Genomic DNA, 19,948 nt, shown 5'->3' with positions numbered 1-19,948 from the left:
AGATGTCCGCGCGCAGCGCGCTCCTTGCCCCCCTCGCATCTGGCCGGACTAGTCCGGTCTCCAGTTTAGTAAAAGGTCGCGCAGCCACCTTATAGATGCTCGCGCAGCACCATCTTTCGTCTTTACCCGAACCTCCCGCGCGCTCCTTATTAAAACCTCCGCGCAGCAGCGTGTTCAGTTCTTTCCCGTACCCCCATCGCGCTCCTTCTTGACAACCATAACGAACCCTTTACAATTTTTGGTAACCTGTGGAGACAATCTGCGTCGAATGGAAGTTTGATTTTACGACGCGTATTGAAGGTTTGGTTTTTGTCGTTGCCTCATCTCCTCTTTACAAAACCGTTTGGTATCGATAACGTTGTGCGTTTACCTACCGTTTCCCTGTCGTTATGGGGAGAACGAGTCCGAACTTGACGAGAGGTTTCTTCTTGATGAAACGCTATTTGATGTTTGCAGGGTTGTGCGCTTTAGCCTCCGTGGGATCCGTTTTCGCCCAGGGGCTGAGCATACGGAGCGCGGAATTGAGTTTATCCATAGGCTATACGGACTTCTCCAATAAGTCCTTTACGATCGGCCAGCCGCAGACTGCCACGCCGATCAACGGCAAGATGACGTTGAGCAACGGCAAGATGTACGAAGCCCATATCAACTTTTATACTCAACGGCATCTGGGTGGTGAGTTCCTGTACGGCTACCAGTATGGCGGCGTCACGTTCGCGACGTCCGGCGCGAATGTTGCGAGTCGGACTTTCGGCGTGCCTCTGCAGGTTCACACCATTGGAATCAACGGCCTGTATTACCTGACGAGCGCGAAATCGACATGGCGTCCGTTCGTGTCGCTCGGTGGAGGCGCGATGATTTTCCGTCCCAGCACGGGCGGCCAGGCCTCGGCGAAGGACCCTCTCGAAGGAAACTTCGATACCTTCTTTGAAACCTCGCGAGGATTCGGCATGGCCGGCGGAGGCGTCAAACATCCCATCACGAAATCCATCGGGTTCCGCGCGGATGCCGGCGCCATGTTCTCGAAAGTGCCGACCTTTGGATTGCCGGAATCTTCGGCGACAACCAGTGCAACCGTTCTACCAGTTGGCGGCATCATTCACAGTTTCCGTGCGTCGGCGGGTGTGATTTTTTATCTAGGGAAGTAACACATGACGAAACTTATCTGCAAACGTCTTCGGATTATTTTATTCGCGTTGGTTTTGATGGGCCTCAGCATGGCGACGGGCTATGCGCAGGGCAGTTCTTACATCTTCCCGGGGATCACGACCAACAACAATATTACGATCGGAAACCTTAACCCCACCGCGACGACCGTCACGATCAATTTCTTTTCCACCACGGGCCTTTTGAACTCGCTGTCCGTGGATCTGGGTCCCGGCACGCAGACCCGCGTGAATCCCGCTTCGGTTTCGCTGACGACCTTTACGGGAACCGTTGTCATCACGGCGCCCGTTCAGCTCGCCGTTTCGGCGGATCAGTTCGAGGGCTCGACGGCTTTCGACTTCATGTATCCCTCGGCGCTCGGCTCGACGCTGATGATTCCGTTCACCGGCGCGGAAGTGGCTTCCGTCGACGTGAACATTTTCAATCCGGGGCCGAATCAGGCGGAAGTGAAAGTCGCCCTGGTGCAGTCCAACGGCGTGCATACCACGACGCGCACGGCGACCCTGGATCCGCTGCACAGCACCACGATCCCGCTCGCATCGGGAACCAGCGCTTCGTATGTTTTCGTGACGACGGCGAATATCCTTCGTCCGATCAGCCCGGTGGCGGCTTCGGCGACCATCCGGTCGTTCAACCCTTCGGCGGCGGTAACAGGAGCAGTTCCGAGAAGCGACATCGCGATTGTTCCGTCCGTCCTCCCACCCACCGACACGAAGACTCAGGTTCCATTCTTCACCCAGGGCCCCGATTACTTCACTCTGGTTCAGGTCGAGAATCTTTCCAATACGACAAATACGATTCTGGTGACGGCGACGCAGACGGACGGCACGCCGTTCCCGGGTACGAGTAACCCGGCCTCGATCGTGGTGCCGCCTTATGGAATCGTCCGCCAGGAAATGGCGCAGATGTTTGGCTCTACGAATACGACGTTGTCCACGGGTACGATTACAGCGGTATCGCAAGGAACGTTGTTTCTGGGCAATCCCACCGAAGGTCACCCGGCGCAGATCACCATGGCCGTCGCCATGGGGAACCTGGCGGAGCCCAGTCTCGCCGTGATACTTCCGCAGCCGGCCCAGACGACGTTTGCGTTTCAGATCCGGGGCACCGACCGTTCGTTCTTTACCGGTCTCAGTCTGGCGAACGCCACCGCGAACGACGCACATGTCACCATGTCTTTTGTCCTGGATTCCGGCGACACGCTGTCGACGATCCCGGTCACGGTTCCGAAAGGGAAAGGCACTATTACGACTCTGGCCAACCTCATGCCGGAGGCCGTGGGCAACGGTTACCTTCTGATGAATTCCGATCAGCCCATTACGGTGGTCGGACTGGATGGCCGATCGGACAATTCGGCGCTCGCAACGCGGGTGCCGGTTTTCGCTTCGCCGAAGTTTACGCCGGCGCCGCAGGCCAGTTTCCTGATCACGGGAACGGTTCGCGATTTGAGCACCGGTATCAACGGATCGAACATCGGCGTTCCGAACGTCGCGCTTTCGCTGAGCGGGCCTGTCACCACGACAACTGCTACCGATCTGGCCGGCACGTATTATTTCCGCGATCTGCCGCCGGGACGCTATAACCTCTCGGCCTTGCCTGTCGGCTTCTCGGCGACTCCGGCCGGCACCACGATTGTGATCACGAATGCCAACAGCCGCGGCAACGATTTCGGTATCGGCCTGCTGCCTGCCGGAATTCAGACCGTGACTCCGGCGTCGGCGCAGGTGGTTTCCGCGACCACGGGCAGTGCGACACCGCTGCCGGTCGCAGTGCAGGGTACGAACTTCATCGAACCGAGCACCTTTGCGGGCAACATCTTCGTGAACAACATCAACAAGTTCACCACCGGAACCGCGTTCGTCTTCGACAGTTCCCAGGTGCCGACAACGGTTTCGAGTCCGACGTTCCTGACGGCCAGCGTGCCTCCGTCATTGCTGGTAACGACCGGAACGGTGCAGGTCGTGGTCCGCAACCTCGGTCCGTCGGGAGACTTTGTCGATTCGGCGCCGGTGCCGTTCATTATCGGTACCACGGCTCCGACGCTCACAAACGTGACAGGTGTGCCGAGTCCGTTGATTGCGGGCCAGGTGGCCAACCCGTTCCAGGTCACCGTGAGCGGATCCGGATTCACGCCGGCGACCGTTGTCCGCGTGAATTTCGTGAACCGTCCGACCACGTTCGTGAACCAGAACCAGGTGATCGGCACGATATTCCCGAGCGACCTGACGATTCCGGGGAACGTGCCGATCACGGTGCAGAATCCGAACACCGTGGACTCCGCGCCGCCGTTCAACTTGTCGCTTTTTTTCCCGATACCTGTGATCAGTTCGATTACCCCGAATGCGATCACCGCCAACCTGGAGTTGACCGCGCAGCCGGTGATGGTGACCGTCAAAGGCTCGAACTTCAGTCAGGCTCCGAACAACCCGTTGCTCTATGCCCAGGTCCTGGTGAATGGCGCTCCGATTCAGACAAATTACGTCTCGACCTCGCAGCTGACGGCCTTGATTCCGGCGAACGTCGCGGCGGTGCCGGGGATTTTGCAGATTACCGTGCAGAATCCGGCGCCGAGCCTGGCGGCTTCGAATGCCGCAGCGATTTCCGTCAACAATCCGATAGCGGTGATTTCGTCGGTGAATGGCGGCGGCGCGACATTCAATACAAACAGTCCGCCGAACGACTTCTTCATTCAGCCGGTCGTCGTCACGGGAACGAACTTCTCGCCGAACGCGGTGGCGTGGTTCAGTTCGCCGTGCGATAACCTCGGTTTGCGCCAGGCACTGTCGACGCAGCGGAACAGCGCGGAGCAGGTCATCGCGAACATTCCGATCCGCTGCGCCGGGAACTATCCGATTTCAATTGCGAACCCTCAGCCGGGCGGCGGATTGTCGGCGCCTGTAACTCTGAATGTGCCGGCTGTCGCCGCTTCGACGATAACGGTCATCGGCACTCCTCCGGACGGGGACAACGGAACGGACAACTCGAATACCGGCGCCAATGACTCTCTGCAGAACGGCATCATTCTGGAGAAGGTCAACTAGGGGCGTTACATGTATTTGCGTTGGTTCGTTGTAGTTTTACTGATCTTGACTTGCGCGCTGCCCGGCAGCGCGCAGTCGCCCCCCCCGGCGAATGTTTATGTCTTCCCGCTGATGGTGGATGGAATTACGGGCGGGTTCGCTTTCAAGTCCATAATGAAGATTGCAAGCACGGATAATACGACGGGTTTGAACTGCACCCTCCAGCAGCGCAATACCGGCGCTCAAGTCACGGGTCTGGACGGATTCCTGTATGAGACGGACGTGCTGGATGCCGGGTTCAGCCCGCTGACGCAGTCGGTTATCCAGCAGCATTTGAACCGTCCCACGGAAATACTGCACACCAGCGGCACGCAGGCGCAGAAAACCGGCTACGCGAAACTATCCTGCCCGAACACCGTTCAGACTCAATTGCAGTTTGCCTATTTCGATCCCAACAATAATAAAATTGGGGAATCGACGATTTTCCCGGCGACGATGGGCAATTCGTTTCAATTTCAGATCGACACGCGGGATGGGACTCGAATGGGTTTTTCCCTGGTGAATGATTCGGCGGTCCAAGGCAAGCAGTTCGAGGTTATCGCTCGCGACCAGTTCAACCAGGTGGTCGCGTTCAACCTTAACGATACGGTCCAGGACTTTTCACAGGTATCGAAGTTCGTGGACCAGGAACTGAAGCTGCCGGCGAATTTTTTCGGGACCATCGAGATTGTCGGAGTGCCGGGCGGTCAGAGCTACGCCGTCGGTCTTCAATTTACGGGATCGATATTTTCAACGGTTCAGCCGCTTGTTCGAAGTACGCCGCTGCCTTTTTAGTTTCGGAGGCTCGAAATGAAGGTTGCATCAGCGCTTCTGGCCATCCTCTTATCCGCGATGACGGTTCAGGCCTTGCAGTCGTTCGAAGGACGCAACGTCGAAACCGTCGAGGTTCGCGGTAACCGGCGGGTGGTGTCGGATACCATCAAGTTTCACATCCGCACGCGGCAGGGCGCCCCGTTGAACATGGATCTCGTCCGGCGCGACGTGAAAGAACTCTACGCGCAGAATTACTTTGACGACATCCGCGTCGATGTCGAAGACGGGCGCCAGGGCGGCGTCATCGTCATCTTCACCGTCAAGGAAAAGCCCATGATCCGCAGCGTCGATTTCATCGGCGCCGACTCGATCACCCGGTCCGACATTCTCGACAAGCTGAAAGATAAGAAGATCAGCGTCGGCCAGGAAACGCCGTACGATGCCGGCAAGATCAAACAGGTCGAAAGCGTGATCAAGGGCATGCTCGCGGAAAAGGGCCACCAGGACGCAAAAGTCGATACCACCGTCGAAGACATCCCGCCGAATTCGATCAAGCTGACGTTCAAGATCAACGAAGGCCCGGCCATCAAGATTCAGAAGATCGCGATCGAAGGGAACCACGTCTATACCTCCCGCCAGCTCAAAAGCGCGATGAAGCTGGAGAAGGAAACGGGCCCGATCACGGTCTTCACAAGCAAGGATACTTACTACGACCTGAAGCTGCTGGACGACGTGACACGCATCAAGATCTTCTATGCCGATCGCGGTTATATCCGCGTGAACGTCCTGGATCCCATAGTCGATGTGAAGCCGAAAGTAGTCCACCGCACGCTTCCGCTGATCAAGCCGCCATTCCCCTACGGCATACCGCTGCCCTGGTGGAAGAAGAAGGTCAACCGGTATTACATCACGCTGAAAATCGAAGAGAACGATCAGTACAAGATCGGCGACGTGAAGGTGACCGGCAACAAGGAATTCAATGAGGCGATCATCCGGCTCATCCTCGGCCTGGTTCCGGGGCAGGTGTATAACGAATCCGCGGTCAAGAAAGGTTTCGATAACCTGAAGAAGCTGTACGGCCAGCGTGGTTACGTCAACTTCACCGCAGTGCCGCTGCAGGACCTCGACGAAGAGAAGAAACTCGTCAACCTGACGATCAACGTCGACGAAGACCGGCAGTTTACCGTCAACCGCATCGCGTTCAGCGGCAACACCACCACGCGCGACAAGGTGATCCGGCGCGAGGTTCTGGTCGACGAAGGGCAGATCTTCAATTCGCAGAGCTGGGATTTCAGCCTGCTGCGCTTGAATCAGCTGGGCTATTTCGAAGAGATCAAGCAGGAGGACGCGGAGATCAAGCCGAGCACCACGGACAACACGATCGATATCAATCTCAAGGTGAAAGAGAAAAGCCGGAACTCGATCGGGTTCAGCGGCGGCGTCAGCGCGATCGGCGGAAGTTTCCTGGGCTTGAACTACACGACCAACAATTTCCTCGGCCTTGGTGAAAGCCTGGCGCTGGTCCTGCAGGGCGGAACCCGGCAGTCGCAGTATCAGTTGAATTTCACCGAGCCGTATCTCTACGATCGGCCGATCACGCTGGGCATGTCGCTCTATAACACGAGCTATCGTTACGATCAGGCCAAGCAGTTGTTCGGCGCGAGCGGCGCCAGCCTGCCGCAGGGATTGGGTCTCGAGAACAGCCTGAACTTCGAGCAGAAGCACACCGGGTTCAGTATTTCAACCGGCTATCCGATGCGCGTGTTTCAGCGGATCGGGATCTCGTACGTGCTGGACAATTCTTCGACGACCGGCGTCAACCCGGCAACCCAGGCCTACTTCTCGGCCGTACAGTCGCAGAATCAGAACTTTCTGACCGGAAGCTCATTCACGAATTTTGAAGCGCGGCGCGTGCTGCCCAGCTATACATACAGCACGGTGAACAATCCGTACAATCCGAAGTCCGGCAAGAGCTTCACGCTGACCTTCGAATTTACCGGCGGGTTCCTCGGCGGGACGATCAATTTCTATCGGCCGTCGGGCGACTTCCGGTACTACCACCCGATGAATCACGGCCGGAACACCTTCGCGATGCGCGCCATGACCTCCTACATTCAGAGTTTCACCAACCTGAGTGTTCCGTTCTATGAACGGTTCTTCGCGGGCGGCGATTTCGATATCCGCGGGTTCGACTTCCGGACGTTGAGCCCGATTTCGTTCATCACCCGGGCGCTGCCGGTGACCAATCCCCTGACAGGCCAGACGTCAGTCCAGCCATTCGACGACATCGTGTACGTCGGCGGCGATACCCAGGCGGTGTTCAACTTCGAATATCGCATTCCGCTCGTCGGGCAGACCGTCTCCATGGTGCCGTTCATGGACATGGGAAATGCGTGGGTCACGAAGCCGGAAGAACTGACGCGCATCATCACCGTTCCCGGCGAAACCCAGGTGCTGCCGGCACAATTCCTGCCGGGCACCAACTCGGGCTTGCGGATGAGTACGGGGCTGGAGTTCCAGGTCATCATGCCGGTGCTGAACGCGCCGTTCCGCATCGACTACGCGTTGAATCCGTTCCGCATCGACGGTACGTTCACGGGGCCGGTGACGGGGATTCCGTTCGCGATTCACCAGCCGGCGCATAACTTCAAGTTCACGGTGGGACGGACGTTCTAATAAGGAACGCGCGCCGGGTGGGTTTGAGGCCGGAGCTTGTCGCTGCGCGGGCATTTCAATAAGGTCGCGCGCTGCTGCGCGCATCCTTTTACTAAACTGGAGGCTTGAAGAGTCCGGCTTGAATGCGGCGGGGTTAAAAAGGAGCGCGCGCCAGGTTCGAGCGAAAACGGTAGAATCGTGCCGCGCGGGCATCTATAAGGTGGCTGCGCGACCTTTTACTAAACTGCCGGCCGGAAGAGTCCGGCACAACGGGAGACGGCCCCATTCCCCGCCTTTCCAAGGCGGGGTGGCTGCGCCATTAATAAAATGGTCCCGATCCTTAGCGGTACAGACGGGGCGGTTAGTAACGAACCGCGAAGCGCTCCAATCGGTAGAATGCTCAGGGCGGGGCGGTCTGTTCAATGGGGCGAAGCCACCTCGACGCCCAACCCCGCCTAACTCCTAAGGAGCCTGTCGGGAATAAGACTTCCTGAACGAACTTTCAATAACTTACAGACGCAACCTAACTCGTAAGCTATTGATTCTTCGTTCGACAAAGCTTATTCCCGACAGGCTCCTAGGGAGATCAAAATCGCGACCTAATCATATCAATAAGTTGCGAATTGCAATTCTCCTTACCTGAAACAAGGCCCCTTGGCCTGACCGCTCAGGCGGGGAGTTGATGGAATTTACCAACCGCCCCGTCTGCGCCGTTAAGGATCGGGACCGTTTTGTTAGTGGCGCAGCCACCCCGCCTTGGAAAGGCGGGGAATGGGGGACGTCTCCCTACTCAAAAGATGCCCGCGCGCAGCGCGCTCCTTCCCCCCGCATCTGGCGGGACTCTTCCGGTCTCCAGTTTAGTAAAACGCCGCGAAGCCACCTTTTAGATGCTCGCGCAGCATCATACTCAGTTCTCACCGGCACCTCGCGCGCGCTCCTTTTTCTCTCTCCCCCCTACCGCCGCAGCTCATACTCCTTCGGCGGCTCTGCCCCCAGCAGGTTCTTCACAAAGTAATCCCAGCGCTTCCGGATCATGTACGACTCATTGCCAAACCCGTGATTCCGGTTCGGCAGCATCAGCAGGTCGAAGTCTTTGTTCGCGCGGATCAGCGCATCGACCACCAGCAGGGTGTTATACGGCGGGACATTCGAATCCGTCGTTCCGTGGACCAGCAGCAGTTTTCCCTTCAGATTCTTTGCGACCAGCTCATTGGCCTGGTTGTCGTAGTTATTCCCTTTCAGAAGGCCTTGCCATTTCTCCGCCCAGTCGTCCTCGTAGTCCCGGTTGTCGTGGTTTCCGGCCTCTGAAATCCCCACCTTGAAGAAGTCCGGATAGCGGAACATCGCATCGGCCGCGGCGTATCCTCCGCCGGAGTGTCCCCAGATTCCCACGCGATCGAGATCAATCCAGGAATACCGGCGCGCGAGTTGCTGGATTCCGCTGACCTGGTCGGGGAGCGTGTTGTCTCCCATATTCCCGTAGTAGGCGTCATGAAACGATTTCGAGCGCATCGGCGTTCCCATCCCGTCGAGTTCGATGACGATGAACCCGAGCTCAGCGAGCGCCTGAGCATCTCCCCGCGAGGCCACGAAGCGGCGCGTTCCCACGCTGCCCGGCGTCGGTCCGGGATAGATGTGATCGATAATCGGATACTTCCTCGCCGGATCGAAGGCGGTCGGCCTGTACATCAATCCGTAAAGATCCGTCACACCGTCCCGGGCTTTGACGCTGAACGGCGTCACCGGCTTCCAGCCCGTGGCGGTCAGCCGCGAGATATCCGTCTTCTCGAGCGTCTGAAGCAGCGCGCCCGTCGACATGTCCCGCAGGACGGTGACGCCCGGCACATCCGGCTTCGAGTAACTGTCCACAAAGAACTTCCCCGACGGCGAGAGGGATACATCGTGCGTTGCGTCTTCGGGCGTCAGGAGCGTCAGGTTTTTCCCATCGAGTCCCGCGCGATAGAGATGCTGGAAATAGGGATCGCGTCCTTTCTCTTTCCCCGCGCCGAGGAAATACACCTGCCGGTTCTTTTCATCCACGCGCAGCGTTTCGACGACATCGCCTTCGCCGGTCGTGATCTGGTTCTTCAGCTTGCCCGTGGTCAGGTCGTAGAGATACAGCTGGCCCCAGTTGTCGCGTTCCGAGAACCAGATGAATTCATTCGAGGCGGGAAGGAACCGCCAGTTCGGCCGGTCGTCACCGCCTTCGAAATAGGTCTTCGCGGTTTCCTCGAAGACATCCCGGACCTTTCCGTTCGCGGCATCGGCCACGCGGAACCACGCGTGTTTGTGATCGCGCGAGGAGGAGATGAAGGCAAGCTGCAGGCTATCGCCGCTCCACTCGACGTCGGCGAAAGTGTCCGCGCATTTCACGTGATCGCAGAGCGACGAGCGATGCGGATCCGGAGGCATCCGCAGCCGGATGACGCGGGCGGCGTCCACATCGATGATGACGCGCTGGATCTCGAAAATTTTCTCGTCTCCGGGCAGGGGATACTTCCAGGCCTCGAGGTGCGGATGGCCGACGCGGGTGTCCGCCAGATACATTTCGCCGACGCCGCGGCCGTCGTGCTGAAAGGTCGCGATGCGTTTCGAATCCGGCGACCATAACACGACGGGATCGTCGCCGCGGATCCACCCGGCATTGTCGGTCGCATAGCCGAAGTCCTGGATGCCGTCCTTCGTCAGCTGCGTTTCCTTGCCGCTGCTCACGCCGCGCACCCAGAGGTTGTAATCGCGAATGAAGACCGCCCGTTTGCCGTCGGGCGAAACCACGCTGTTCGGCGGCGCGGCCCCGGATCTGGACGGCCCCGGCGGATTGTAGCTGGATCGGCTTCCTTTGACCGGATCGATGAGAACGGTCGTGTTGCCGTTTTCGCTGTTGGTGCGATACCAGAATCGATCGTCGGGCAACCAGGTGGGCCGGACCCCGGAGTGAAGAACCAGGGCATTGGTGTTATAGCCGAGGAATCGTTCGGCTCGGGCGTAGTCGACCGGCGGCGGTGCCGGGACCTGGACGAGCAGTGCGAGGACCAGTAAAAGCACGACAACCCCCTTTCCAGGGGATTATCGCACTACGTAGGCCGACGGTCTTTCACTACAACGCTAAGAAAAAGGTGGCCGAGGGCGACGGCGGAAGCCCCGGAAATCACCAGGACTGCCAAATTCATGACAATCTCTTCAATGACACTCATTGTGCCTTCTTTCCTTCTAACAACTTGATGGATGTCCTACCGGGTAAAGCCTTGTAGCTGCTCATCTCGTCTCTTCTGAATAAAATATGTGCAGTTCTTTTGCCAAAGCTTCAGAACTTCTCGCGCTTGAGGAGGTGGCCGAGTCCGCCAACCCGATACCAGCGATAGCCAAAGCCTTCCAACACGATCTTGTGCTTTCCGTTAGGCATAGCGTGGCTTGGTTCTCCGGCAAGCAGATTGGAGAGGACGGCGCCCTCCCCGCCGCCGATTTCGAGGGAGATGCTGCACGGTTTTTCATGGAAATTATGCAGGGTGACGAGGGAGTTGTTGCGCCACTCGTAATGGATTCCGAGTACGCTCGGATGCCCGGTCTTGAGGATTCTGTAGGTGCCCCAGCCGAATTCCGGACACTCTTTCCGCAGCCGGATCATGCGCTCGATCCAGTTCAACATCGAATTGATGTCGAGGCGCTGCGATTCGACGTTGATCCTTTCGTAGCTGTAAGGCCCCTTGCCGATGACCGGCGCGACTGTTTTTTTTGCCGTGGAGAAGCCGGCCTGCGGTTCGCCGGACCATTGCATCGGGGTGCGGACGGCGTTGCGTTGCGGGAGGCTGAGGTCGTCGCCCATTCCGATCTCGTCGCCGTAACGCAGCACCGGAGTTCCGGGCAGCGAAAACATCAGGCTGTACGCCATCTCCCATTGCGGACGATTCCCGAGCATCGGCGCGATCCGGCGGCGGATGCCGCGGCCGTAGAGCCGCATGTCTTTATCCGGCGCGAATTTTTCGTACACGGTTTCGCGCTGTTCTTTCGTCAGGCGGCCGAGGTCGAGTTCGTCGTGGTTTCGCAGAAACGATGCCCACTGGGCATACTCGGGGATTTTGCTGGTGGCTTCGAGGGCGGCCTCGAGCGGCTTCACGTCAGCCGAAGCGAGAGCGTAGAAGACATGCTGGTTCACGAAGAAGTTGAACATCATGTGCATGCGGTCGTCGCGCTCGCCGAAGAAGTTCATGTCGAGCTTGGGCATGATGTTCGCTTCGCCGAGGAGGATGCCGTCGCCTTCCCGCCACTGCAGGAAATCGCGGAAGTCGCTCAGATACTCGTAGTGCATGGTGCGTTTTCTGCGCGTTCGGCGCGGCTCCGAAGACTCGATGACGAAGGGAACGGCATCAACGCGGAATCCGGAGACTCCCAGCTCGAGCCAGTAGCCCATGATGCGCTGGATTTCGGTCCGGACTTGGGGGTTCTCCGTATTCAGGTCCGGCTGGAAGTCGAAAAACCGATGGTAATACCATTCCTTCGCAACCTTGTCGAAACTCCAGGTTTCTTTCTGGACGCCGGGAAAGACCATGCCGCGCCTGTAGTCTCGAGGCCTGGATTTGGACCAGGTGTACCAGTCCCGGTAGCGCGAATTCCTGTCGGCGCGCGCGGCTTTGAACCAGCGGTGCTGGTTCGACGTGTGGTTCACGACCAGATCGACGATAAGCCGGATGCCCCGCTGCTTGGCCTGGTTTGCGAAGTCGACGAAGTCGCCGGAGGAGCCGAAGCGCGGATCGACGCCGTAGTAGTCCGAGATGTCGTAGCCGCTGTCGAGGTGGGGAGACGGTTGAAACGGCTGAAGCCAGATGCAGGTGACGCCGAGGCCGGAAAGATAATCGAGCCGGCGCGACAGGCCTTCGAAGTCGCCGTCGCCGTCGCCGTTCGAGTCCATGAAGGTACCGACGTTCAGATTATAGATGACGGCGTTTTTGTACCACAGATCGTCGATCACTTCGCGGGCAGCACCTGCATGGTTTTGAGGAACTCGACGATCGCTCCTCGTTGGTATTGCGAAAGCTTCACATAGTTGTCGCGCGATTCGCGGGCTTCGCCGGCATGATGCTCGATCGCCTCGGTGATGGTTGAAAGATCGCCGCGATGGCCGAAGGCGGCGGAGCTCCCGATATCCCAGAGTTTGCGCGTCACGAACCAGCCGGGCTGGACGCCGGAGTCGGCGACCTTTTCATTGCAGAAGAAGCGGTCGCTGTCGTCGCAGAGATAGTGGCGTTTGAGATCGGTATATGCGCGCACGACGGCGCCGCCGTCCGGCGTCGGCTCGAGCCGCGGCGGCTGGCCGGTGGTCGTCATGTCGAAGCCGACGGGCTTGGCGACCGTCGTCAGCAGCTTCCATTCGGGGTTGAACGGATTGGCTTCGGTGAACATCCGGCCCTTCAGCTTCATTTCGGGGATGTGGCATGAGGTGCAGCCGATTTTGTTGAACAGCCCTTCGCCGTCCTCGGCGCCTTTGCGGCGGACAGGATCGTCGGAGAAACGGCGGCCGGGAGTGCCGAGCTGCGCCTGAAATAGAGCGATCGCGGTGATGTCGCCGATGGTCAGTTCGTTGCGGACGCCGTCGCCGTCGGGATCGGTGTCGATGCCGAAGAGTTCCTGGGACTGAAGTCCGAGATGCTGGTTCATTCCCTCGTTGGTGAACTGGCGGAGAGACACGGCCGCGCCATTCTGATGAAAGGGACGGACGACGAGGTCGCCGCTGACGCCGCGAACCCCCGTGGTGTCCACGGCGCCGTCACCGTGCGCGATGATGTCGCCGAAGTCGATGCCTTTCGCGGTGAGGTGCGCCGGCACATTGCACGAACAGAGATACGCGTGATTGATCGAGACCAGGCGCGTGCCTTGAAGCTCACGCGTCATTTCGCGGGCCAGCATCTCGATCGGGCCGGAGCCGAACAGGCTGACGGTCATCCGCTCGTTGACGAATTCGGAGCTGATGGAGTCCTTGACCTGCGTCGTGGAATCGGCCATCACGAAGACGTTGGTGGCGAAGTCGCCGCCCCCGCCGATCTGCGGACGGTTGTGACACGAAGCGCAGGAATGAGAGTCCGGACCCGTGGTCCGGAGCATTCCGGGCTGTGGCGCCCGCGGCTTCATATCGGCCGTCGTGCCCGGCCGGCCCGCCCCGTCGAGCTTGTTGAAGACCGCGGTGAAGAGCGTTTCGCCGTATCTCACCACCTGGTCGAACGGGATGCGCCCGCTTTCGATGTCCACCTCATTCATATGGACCGGGATGGCGGGCACGTCACCGAGTTGCCGGGCGAAAAGGACGCCGCCTGCAACGAGAATGGAACCTAAGGTGAATAGAAGAGTCTCCGAATGCCGCTTCATGTTCGATATTGCTGCGGCTCGAGCCGCGACAAGAGGGAACAGGCAAAATGGGGGCCAAAGCGGGGAAGGAAGCGCGCGGGCATCTCAGCGAGGTGGCACGGGCTGAGGAGACTGGCTTAAATTTAGAGGAGACAGGGGCATTAGACGGCTAAGATGGGGTATGAAGATAGGGGGCATGAGACGGGGCCATTCCCCTCCGTTTTCAAGGAGGGGCGCCCGAGGTATCAAATCGTTAGAAGCCGAGGGCGGGGTGGTTAGTAACGAACCGCGAAGCGCACCTTATTTGTTGATGGAATTTAGTAACCGCCCCGTCTGCGCCGCTAAGGAATGGGACCATCTAATTCGTGGCGCAGCCACCCCGCCTTGGAAAGGCGGGGAATGATCCCGCCTCATGGTCCCGTCTCACAGTCTCATCCCATGGCCCCGTCTTAAGCCCCCATCTCATGCCCCCCATTCCGGTACGCAATATCAGGCGCCACCCCGCCCGCTGGGTTATCATCCCTCCGCATGATGAGCAAACGGGACATGCGGATCCGTCTTTCCGGCGTCGTCCGGGATTCCCTCGACGATGGCCAGACGACCGAAGAGATGGCCCGGCTCGTCTATCAAAGCCGCACGCAGTTCCACCGCGTCTTCCGCGCCATCATCGAGGAAACACCCGCCGCGATGCGCCGCCGGCTGCTGCTGGAACGGGCGGCGTTCGAGCTGGCGCATTCGGCGAAATCGGTCACCGAAATAGCCATCGACGCCAACTACGGCTCACTCGAGGCCTTCACCCGCGCGTTCCGGAAGGCGTTTCGCACCTCGCCGAGCCTGTTTCGACGGATGCGGGTGAATCACATTCATCTGCCCGCGCCAAATGAAATTCACTTTGCTGGTTTTGCGTCTCATTCGAAAGGAGCAACAAGAATGGATCTCTTCGATCGTTTTGCAGGAAACGATTCGTGGCACACACACAAGCTGCTGGAGTATGCCGGTGCTTTGAACGATGAACAACTCGATCGTCCGCTTCCGGCCATCGTCGAACTGCTGCCCTGGCGGGAGTCGAACAGGACACTGCGGCAACTGCTCGAAAACATCATATTCACGAAAGAAGTCTGGGCCGCCGCGCTGGCCGGCCATGACATGCCGCACATCAACGGCACTCCGCCGGAACTGCGGTCGCCTCAGGCGATGCGCGAGCGGCTCGAGAGGACGGATGAGGAACTGCACGGGATCTTCAAGCGGGTCGGCGCCAGGAGCGGCTGGGATGACACCTTTGTCGACGCTCTGTGCGAGCCGGCGGAGACCTTCACCTTCGGCGGAGTCTTTGCGCACATCATGACGTTCAATGCGCATCGAAGGCTGATGGCGCTGGATGCGCTGCGGCAGCTGGGAGTGAAGACCGAAGGCTACGGCGATCCGATGGAATACGAGCAAAGCGTCGCGCCGTGGAATGAACGAAGCCCTGTGGGGTGATGCGTCGTTGACATATCGAAGAACCCCATGCCGGCCTTGGTATCGTGCCCGGTATTACTGTACCCTTTCCAGCCGTGGCAAAGACAAGCAAGAAACTAACACGTTTTATTGTGCTGCCCACGCGCGGATTGAAAGCGCGGCCGCCGCACTCGAGCCCCACCGTCGGCGATGCTCTCCGCACTCTGCACCAACGGCCGGGCGTGCGCGTGGTCGATTCGGTTCACGACGACGGGGCCAAGCTGGTCGAGATGCATCCCGACCGGGCATCGGAGTTGCGGGCCGCTCATCCCGGACTGCGGATTGTGCCGATGGCCTATTTTCATCCTGCTGTCGCGCCGCGGCATTCGGTAACGCCAGACAAGAAGAAACACAAAGGCAAATCGGGCGCCTCGATCCGCATTCGCGTGGAGTCCTCGTCCGGCGGCGGACCGATCGCGGGAGTCAGCGTCGTGGCGTTCACGGATTACGCGGCGAAAACCGGGGACCAGGCTGTCACCGGCGCCAAAGGCCACGCGACGCTGTCGCTCGGCAAGACAAAAAAGAAAGTCGAGCGGCTCTTCATTTATGCCGACTCCGCCCACTGGAGCGGCATGTGGCGGGACATCAAGCTCAAGTCCGGCGCAACATTTCAATTGCAGGCGATCGATCTGTCGTTCACGGACGAATTGAAATTCATTTATGGCGAAGCTCCGCTTGCTGCCGGTGCAGGAGTAACGGTCGGTGTGGTGGATACGGGAGTGGCGCATCATCGCGACCTGACGATCGCGGGTGGCAGGAATACGGTTCCCGGCGAACGTCCCGAGGAGTTCGGAGACAACGGACAGGGTCACGGCACGCACGTCGCCGGCATCATCGCCGGCCATGGTACAGCGCCTCACGGGATGAGGGGGATGGCGCCGGCCGTGCAACTTCGAAGTTATCGCGTCTATGCCAAAGGATCGAGCGCTGCCGGCAGCTATGCGATTGCGAAGGCGATCGATGCGGCCGTGCAGGATCAATGCGACCTGATCAACCTGAGCCTGGGTGGGGAAGCGCTGGATGAGGCGACGAAGTCGGCGATCGCGGATGCGCGCGCGGCCGGCAGCCTGGTGATCGTATCGGCGGGGAACGACGGCCGGAAGCCGGTGACGTTTCCGGCCTCGGATCCTTTATCGATTGCGGTGTCCGCGCTCGGCCGCAAGGGGACATATCCATCCGATACGCCGCAGGCCGGAGATCAAATGGCGCCATATGCCGTTTCCGATTCCCGGTATTTTGTTGCGGCTTTCTCGAATATCGGAGACGCGATCGCATTGACCGCGCCAGGCGTCGGCGTCATCTCGACCTTCCCCGGCGATACATACGCTGTAATGGATGGAACGTCCATGGCCTGCCCTGCGGTGACCGGCGCCGCCGCCCGCCTGCTTGCGGAAAACAAACGCATTCTTCGCATGCCGCGCGATTCCGCGCGCTCCGATGCCATCGCGCAACTGCTATTGCAGTCGGCGAAAGCGCTAGGTTTGGGCGGCCCGCTTGAAGGGCGCGGATTGTTGCGCTGATTGTTTCACCCGTTCCCGGAATGCTATGCTCAAACTCGAGTGAGATCCAACCAGTCGCGCCAAATACTTCGAGAGGGACTCGCTTCCGCGCGGGCACAAACCGACTCGCTTTTCCGGATGCTGTCGCCGGATGCTTTGCACATGCGGCCGATCGCGGAGCGGCATCGGGTGATTTTCTACATCGGACATCTGGAAGCGTTCGACTGGAACATGGTCGGCGTGTGGACCTTTGGCAAGCCTTCGTTCAATCCAGGGTTCGACCGGTTGTTTGCGTTTGGTATCGATCCGGTGAACGGCAGGCTGCCGGATGACAAGCCTGCGGATTGGCCGGCGCTCGAAGAGATCTTTTCCTATCGCGACAAGATCCGTGCCGGCGTTGATGATCTTGTGGAACGCGCGGATATCACCGAGCCGTCGTATGCCCGGATCGTACACGTTGCGATCGAGCATCGCCTCATGCACGCGGAGACTCTTGCTTACATGCTGCACTGGCTCGATTTCGATACCAAGCGCGCAGGCGCCGCGGCGCTGCCAACGCCCGCCGGAACCGGCAACGGGATAGGGCAGGCCCGCAGCGCAACAATTCCCGAAGGTGAAACGACTCTCGGTTTGAAGGACGGCTCCGGCTTCGGGTGGGATAACGAATTTCAGTCGCACTCGCTGCACGTAGCCGAATTCTCGATGGACATTTATAACGTGACGAACGCCGAATTTCTCGAGTTTGTTCAGGCGGGCGGATACGAAGACGCTGCGTTGTGGACTGCCGGGGCCTGGGACTGGTTGCAGCAATCCGGCACGTCTCATCCGAAATTCTGGATCCGGCGGAATGACGCGTGGTTCTACCGGACGATGTTCGCGGAGCTTCCGCTGCCGCCCGCCTGGCCCGTCTATGTCAGCCACGCCGAAGCGTCGGCGTATGCGCGCTGGAAACACAAGTCGCTTCCGACCGAGGCCCAGTATCATCGCGCGGCCTTCGGCTCGCCTGGCGGTGGCCGCGGGCAGGTGCTTTATGACGGCAACTTCGACCTTCGATCCTGGACGCCGATGGATGTGGGAAGCTTCCGGCCGAGCGCGTTCGGCGTCTTCGATCTTGTCGGCAACGGCTGGGAGTGGACGAGCACGCCGTTTGCGCCGTTTGAAGGTTTCGAGCCGTTTTCATTTTATCCCGGATATTCGACGGATTTTTTTGACGGGAAGCATTTCGTCCTGAAGGGAGCGTCGCCCCGTACGTCCGCGGCGCTGGTTCGATCGTCGTTCCGGAACTGGTTTCAACCCTACTATCCCAATATCTATGCGAGCTTCAGATGCGTCGAGCAGTAAGTCTTCCCGGTCATCCCATTGAGCTGACCGAATTCGAATCGGATGTGCGCGCCGGATTGAGCAAGGCTCCGCAGAAGGAGCTGTACTCGAAATACTTTTACGATGATCTTGGCACCGCGCTGTTCGAGGCCATCACCCTTCTACCGGAATACGGTCTGACGCGAGCCGACATGCGGCTGCTGCGGATGCACGCGGCGGAGCTGCCGTCGCGTGTGGAGAATGTCTCGGTGGTGGTGGAGCTGGGTTCGGGGTCGGGTGAGAAAGCGCTGGAGGTTCTGCCGCATTTCGTGAAGAACCATGCGTTGACGTATTGTCCGATCGATGTGTCGGCAGCCGCGCTGACGCGGTGTGAGCGGGATCTGGATCATCTGGAGAATTTGAATGTCGTGCCGATTGAGCATTCGTACATCGAAGGGCTCACCGCGGCCTCGCAGATGCGGATTCCGGGCGCCCGGATTCTGGTGTTGTTTCTGGGAAGCTCAATCGGAAATTTCGAGCCCGCCGTGGCGGATAAGTTCCTGAAGTCGGTCCGGCAAAGCCTGCATGAGGATGACGCCTTTCTGCTGAGCGCCGATCTGGTCAAGCCGCACGAGCAGATGCTGCAGGCATATGACGATGAGATCGGGCTGACGGCGGCGTTCAATTTCAATCTGCTGAGCAGGATCAACCGTGAACTGGCGGGCACGTTCAGTCTCCGGGGCTTTGCGCACGAGGCGAGATACAACGAAAGCGAACAGCGGATTGAGATGCATCTGAGGGCGAAGGTGGATCAGATCGCGTCGATCAAGGACTTCACGATTTCGCTGAAAAAGGACGAGACGATCTGGACGGAGAGCAGCTACAAGTTCCGGCCGGAACAGATCGGGAAGATGGCGGAAAAGGCGGGGTTCCGGACCGAAGTGCAGTGGATTGACGCCGAATGGCCGTTTGCGCAGACACTGCTGCGGGCGGTGTAGAAGAGGAGCGCGCGCCGGGATGGTTTGAGACCTGAGCATGGTGCTGCGCGGGCATTTCAATAAGGTGGCGCGCTGCTGCGCGCAACCTTTTACTAAACTGTAGGTTTGAAGAGTGTTGCTTGAATGCGGCGGGGTTAGAAGGAGCGCTGCGGCACCATTCCCCGCCTTTCCAAGGCGGGGTGGCTGCGCCACTAATAAAATGGTCCCGATCCTTAGCGGCGCAGACGGGGCGGTTGGTAAATTCCATCAAACTGCCCGCCTGACTCAGGCGGAGAGTTATAAGGAGCGCTGTGCGGTTCGTTACTAACCGCTATTATTGCTTCGCCCTATCGGGCTCGTTCTTCGCGCCCGCCCTCGGCTTCTAACGGTTTGATGCCTCGGGCACCCCTCCTTGAAAACGGAGGGGAATGAGGCCACCCCGTTCTTGTAACTTGCCTCTTCGGTCAAGCAGTTTAATAAAAGGCCCGCCCACCAGGGCGCACCTGATTGAAATGACCGCGAAGCGCTCCTTTTTCTTCCACGTGCTACCATCAGCTGATTATGACCTGCTCCAAACTGCTGATCGGCATCCTGTGCCTGCTCTGCCTCTCTCTGACGCTTGGCGCGCAAGACTCGGCCCGCTTCAACGTCAACCGCATGGACACGACCTGCAAGCCGTGCGACG

11 protein-coding genes are annotated in these 19,948 nt (G+C 59.1%); 8 read left to right on the top strand and 3 right to left on the bottom strand.

The features are described 5' to 3' along the window. Positions 1-521: 521 nt before the first annotated feature. The 4 genes from VGK48_11585 to bamA are packed head-to-tail and all read left to right on the top strand — an operon-like array spanning position 522 to position 7,676. Positions 522-1,148: a hypothetical protein gene (locus VGK48_11585; protein HEY2381810.1), complete on the top strand. Its 627-nt coding sequence runs from the start codon at positions 522-524 to the stop codon at positions 1,146-1,148. 3 nt (positions 1,149-1,151) lie between these two features. After that, complete coding sequence (locus VGK48_11580; protein HEY2381809.1) at positions 1,152-4,208, top strand: hypothetical protein; 3,057 nt, start codon at positions 1,152-1,154, stop codon at positions 4,206-4,208. A gap of 45 nt (positions 4,209-4,253) precedes the next feature. Then, entirely contained in the window at positions 4,254-5,021 is a 768-nt protein-coding gene (locus tag VGK48_11575) for a hypothetical protein (protein ID HEY2381808.1), read from the top strand. A 15-nt stretch (positions 5,022-5,036) separates the two neighbouring features. Continuing rightward, positions 5,037-7,676: an outer membrane protein assembly factor BamA gene (bamA, locus tag VGK48_11570; GenBank protein HEY2381807.1), complete on the top strand. Its 2,640-nt coding sequence runs from the start codon at positions 5,037-5,039 to the stop codon at positions 7,674-7,676. 933 nt (positions 7,677-8,609) lie between these two features. Here bamA and VGK48_11565 read toward each other — a convergent pair. The 3 genes from VGK48_11565 to VGK48_11555 form a co-directional block, all read right to left on the bottom strand. Then, positions 8,610-10,700 carry a DPP IV N-terminal domain-containing protein gene (locus tag VGK48_11565; GenBank protein HEY2381806.1) on the bottom strand — a complete coding sequence of 697 codons (2,091 nt, stop codon included), beginning with the start codon at positions 10,698-10,700 and terminating at the stop codon, positions 8,610-8,612. A gap of 259 nt (positions 10,701-10,959) precedes the next feature. Next, positions 10,960-12,621 (bottom strand): alpha-amylase family protein, encoded by a 1,662-nt coding sequence (locus tag VGK48_11560; GenBank protein HEY2381805.1) that lies wholly within the window; start codon positions 12,619-12,621, stop codon positions 10,960-10,962. Continuing rightward, complete coding sequence (locus tag VGK48_11555; GenBank protein HEY2381804.1) at positions 12,618-14,012, bottom strand: di-heme oxidoredictase family protein; 1,395 nt, start codon at positions 14,010-14,012, stop codon at positions 12,618-12,620. Before VGK48_11555 ends, VGK48_11560 begins: the two co-directional genes overlap by 4 nt. A gap of 507 nt (positions 14,013-14,519) precedes the next feature. Here VGK48_11555 and VGK48_11550 point away from each other — a divergent pair. From VGK48_11550 to egtD, 4 genes are all read left to right on the top strand, one after another. After that, positions 14,520-15,470, top strand: coding sequence for a helix-turn-helix domain-containing protein (locus VGK48_11550; protein ID HEY2381803.1), 951 nt, complete (start codon positions 14,520-14,522; stop codon positions 15,468-15,470). Positions 15,471-15,544: 74 nt separating this feature from the next. After that, complete coding sequence (locus tag VGK48_11545; GenBank protein ID HEY2381802.1) at positions 15,545-17,008, top strand: S8 family serine peptidase; 1,464 nt, start codon at positions 15,545-15,547, stop codon at positions 17,006-17,008. A 39-nt stretch (positions 17,009-17,047) separates the two neighbouring features. Then, the gene (locus VGK48_11540) at positions 17,048-18,328 is read left to right on the top strand and encodes an SUMF1/EgtB/PvdO family nonheme iron enzyme (protein ID HEY2381801.1); all 1,281 of its coding nucleotides are present in this window, start codon (positions 17,048-17,050) and stop codon (positions 18,326-18,328) included. Beyond that, the gene (egtD, locus tag VGK48_11535) at positions 18,313-19,284 is read left to right on the top strand and encodes an L-histidine N(alpha)-methyltransferase (GenBank protein ID HEY2381800.1); all 972 of its coding nucleotides are present in this window, start codon (positions 18,313-18,315) and stop codon (positions 19,282-19,284) included. Before VGK48_11540 ends, egtD begins: the two co-directional genes overlap by 16 nt. Positions 19,285-19,948 lie beyond the last annotated feature (664 nt).

Source organism: Terriglobia bacterium, assembly GCA_036496425.1.
GTDB lineage: Bacteria > Acidobacteriota > Terriglobia > 20CM-2-55-15 > 20CM-2-55-15 > 20CM-2-55-15.
Note: the sequence above shows the minus strand (reverse complement) of the source record. Positions and strands in the feature narration are given on the sequence as shown.

Coding starts and splice junctions, on each gene's coding strand:
- VGK48_11580 (HEY2381809.1), top strand. CDS start 1,152: ATGACGAAACTTATCTGCAAACGTCTTCGGATTATTTTATTCGCGTTG.
- bamA (HEY2381807.1), top strand. CDS start 5,037: ATGAAGGTTGCATCAGCGCTTCTGGCCATCCTCTTATCCGCGATGACG.
- VGK48_11555 (HEY2381804.1), bottom strand. CDS start 14,012: ATGAAGCGGCATTCGGAGACTCTTCTATTCACCTTAGGTTCCATTCTC.
- VGK48_11550 (HEY2381803.1), top strand. CDS start 14,520: ATGATGAGCAAACGGGACATGCGGATCCGTCTTTCCGGCGTCGTCCGG.
- egtD (HEY2381800.1), top strand. CDS start 18,313: ATGCGTCGAGCAGTAAGTCTTCCCGGTCATCCCATTGAGCTGACCGAA.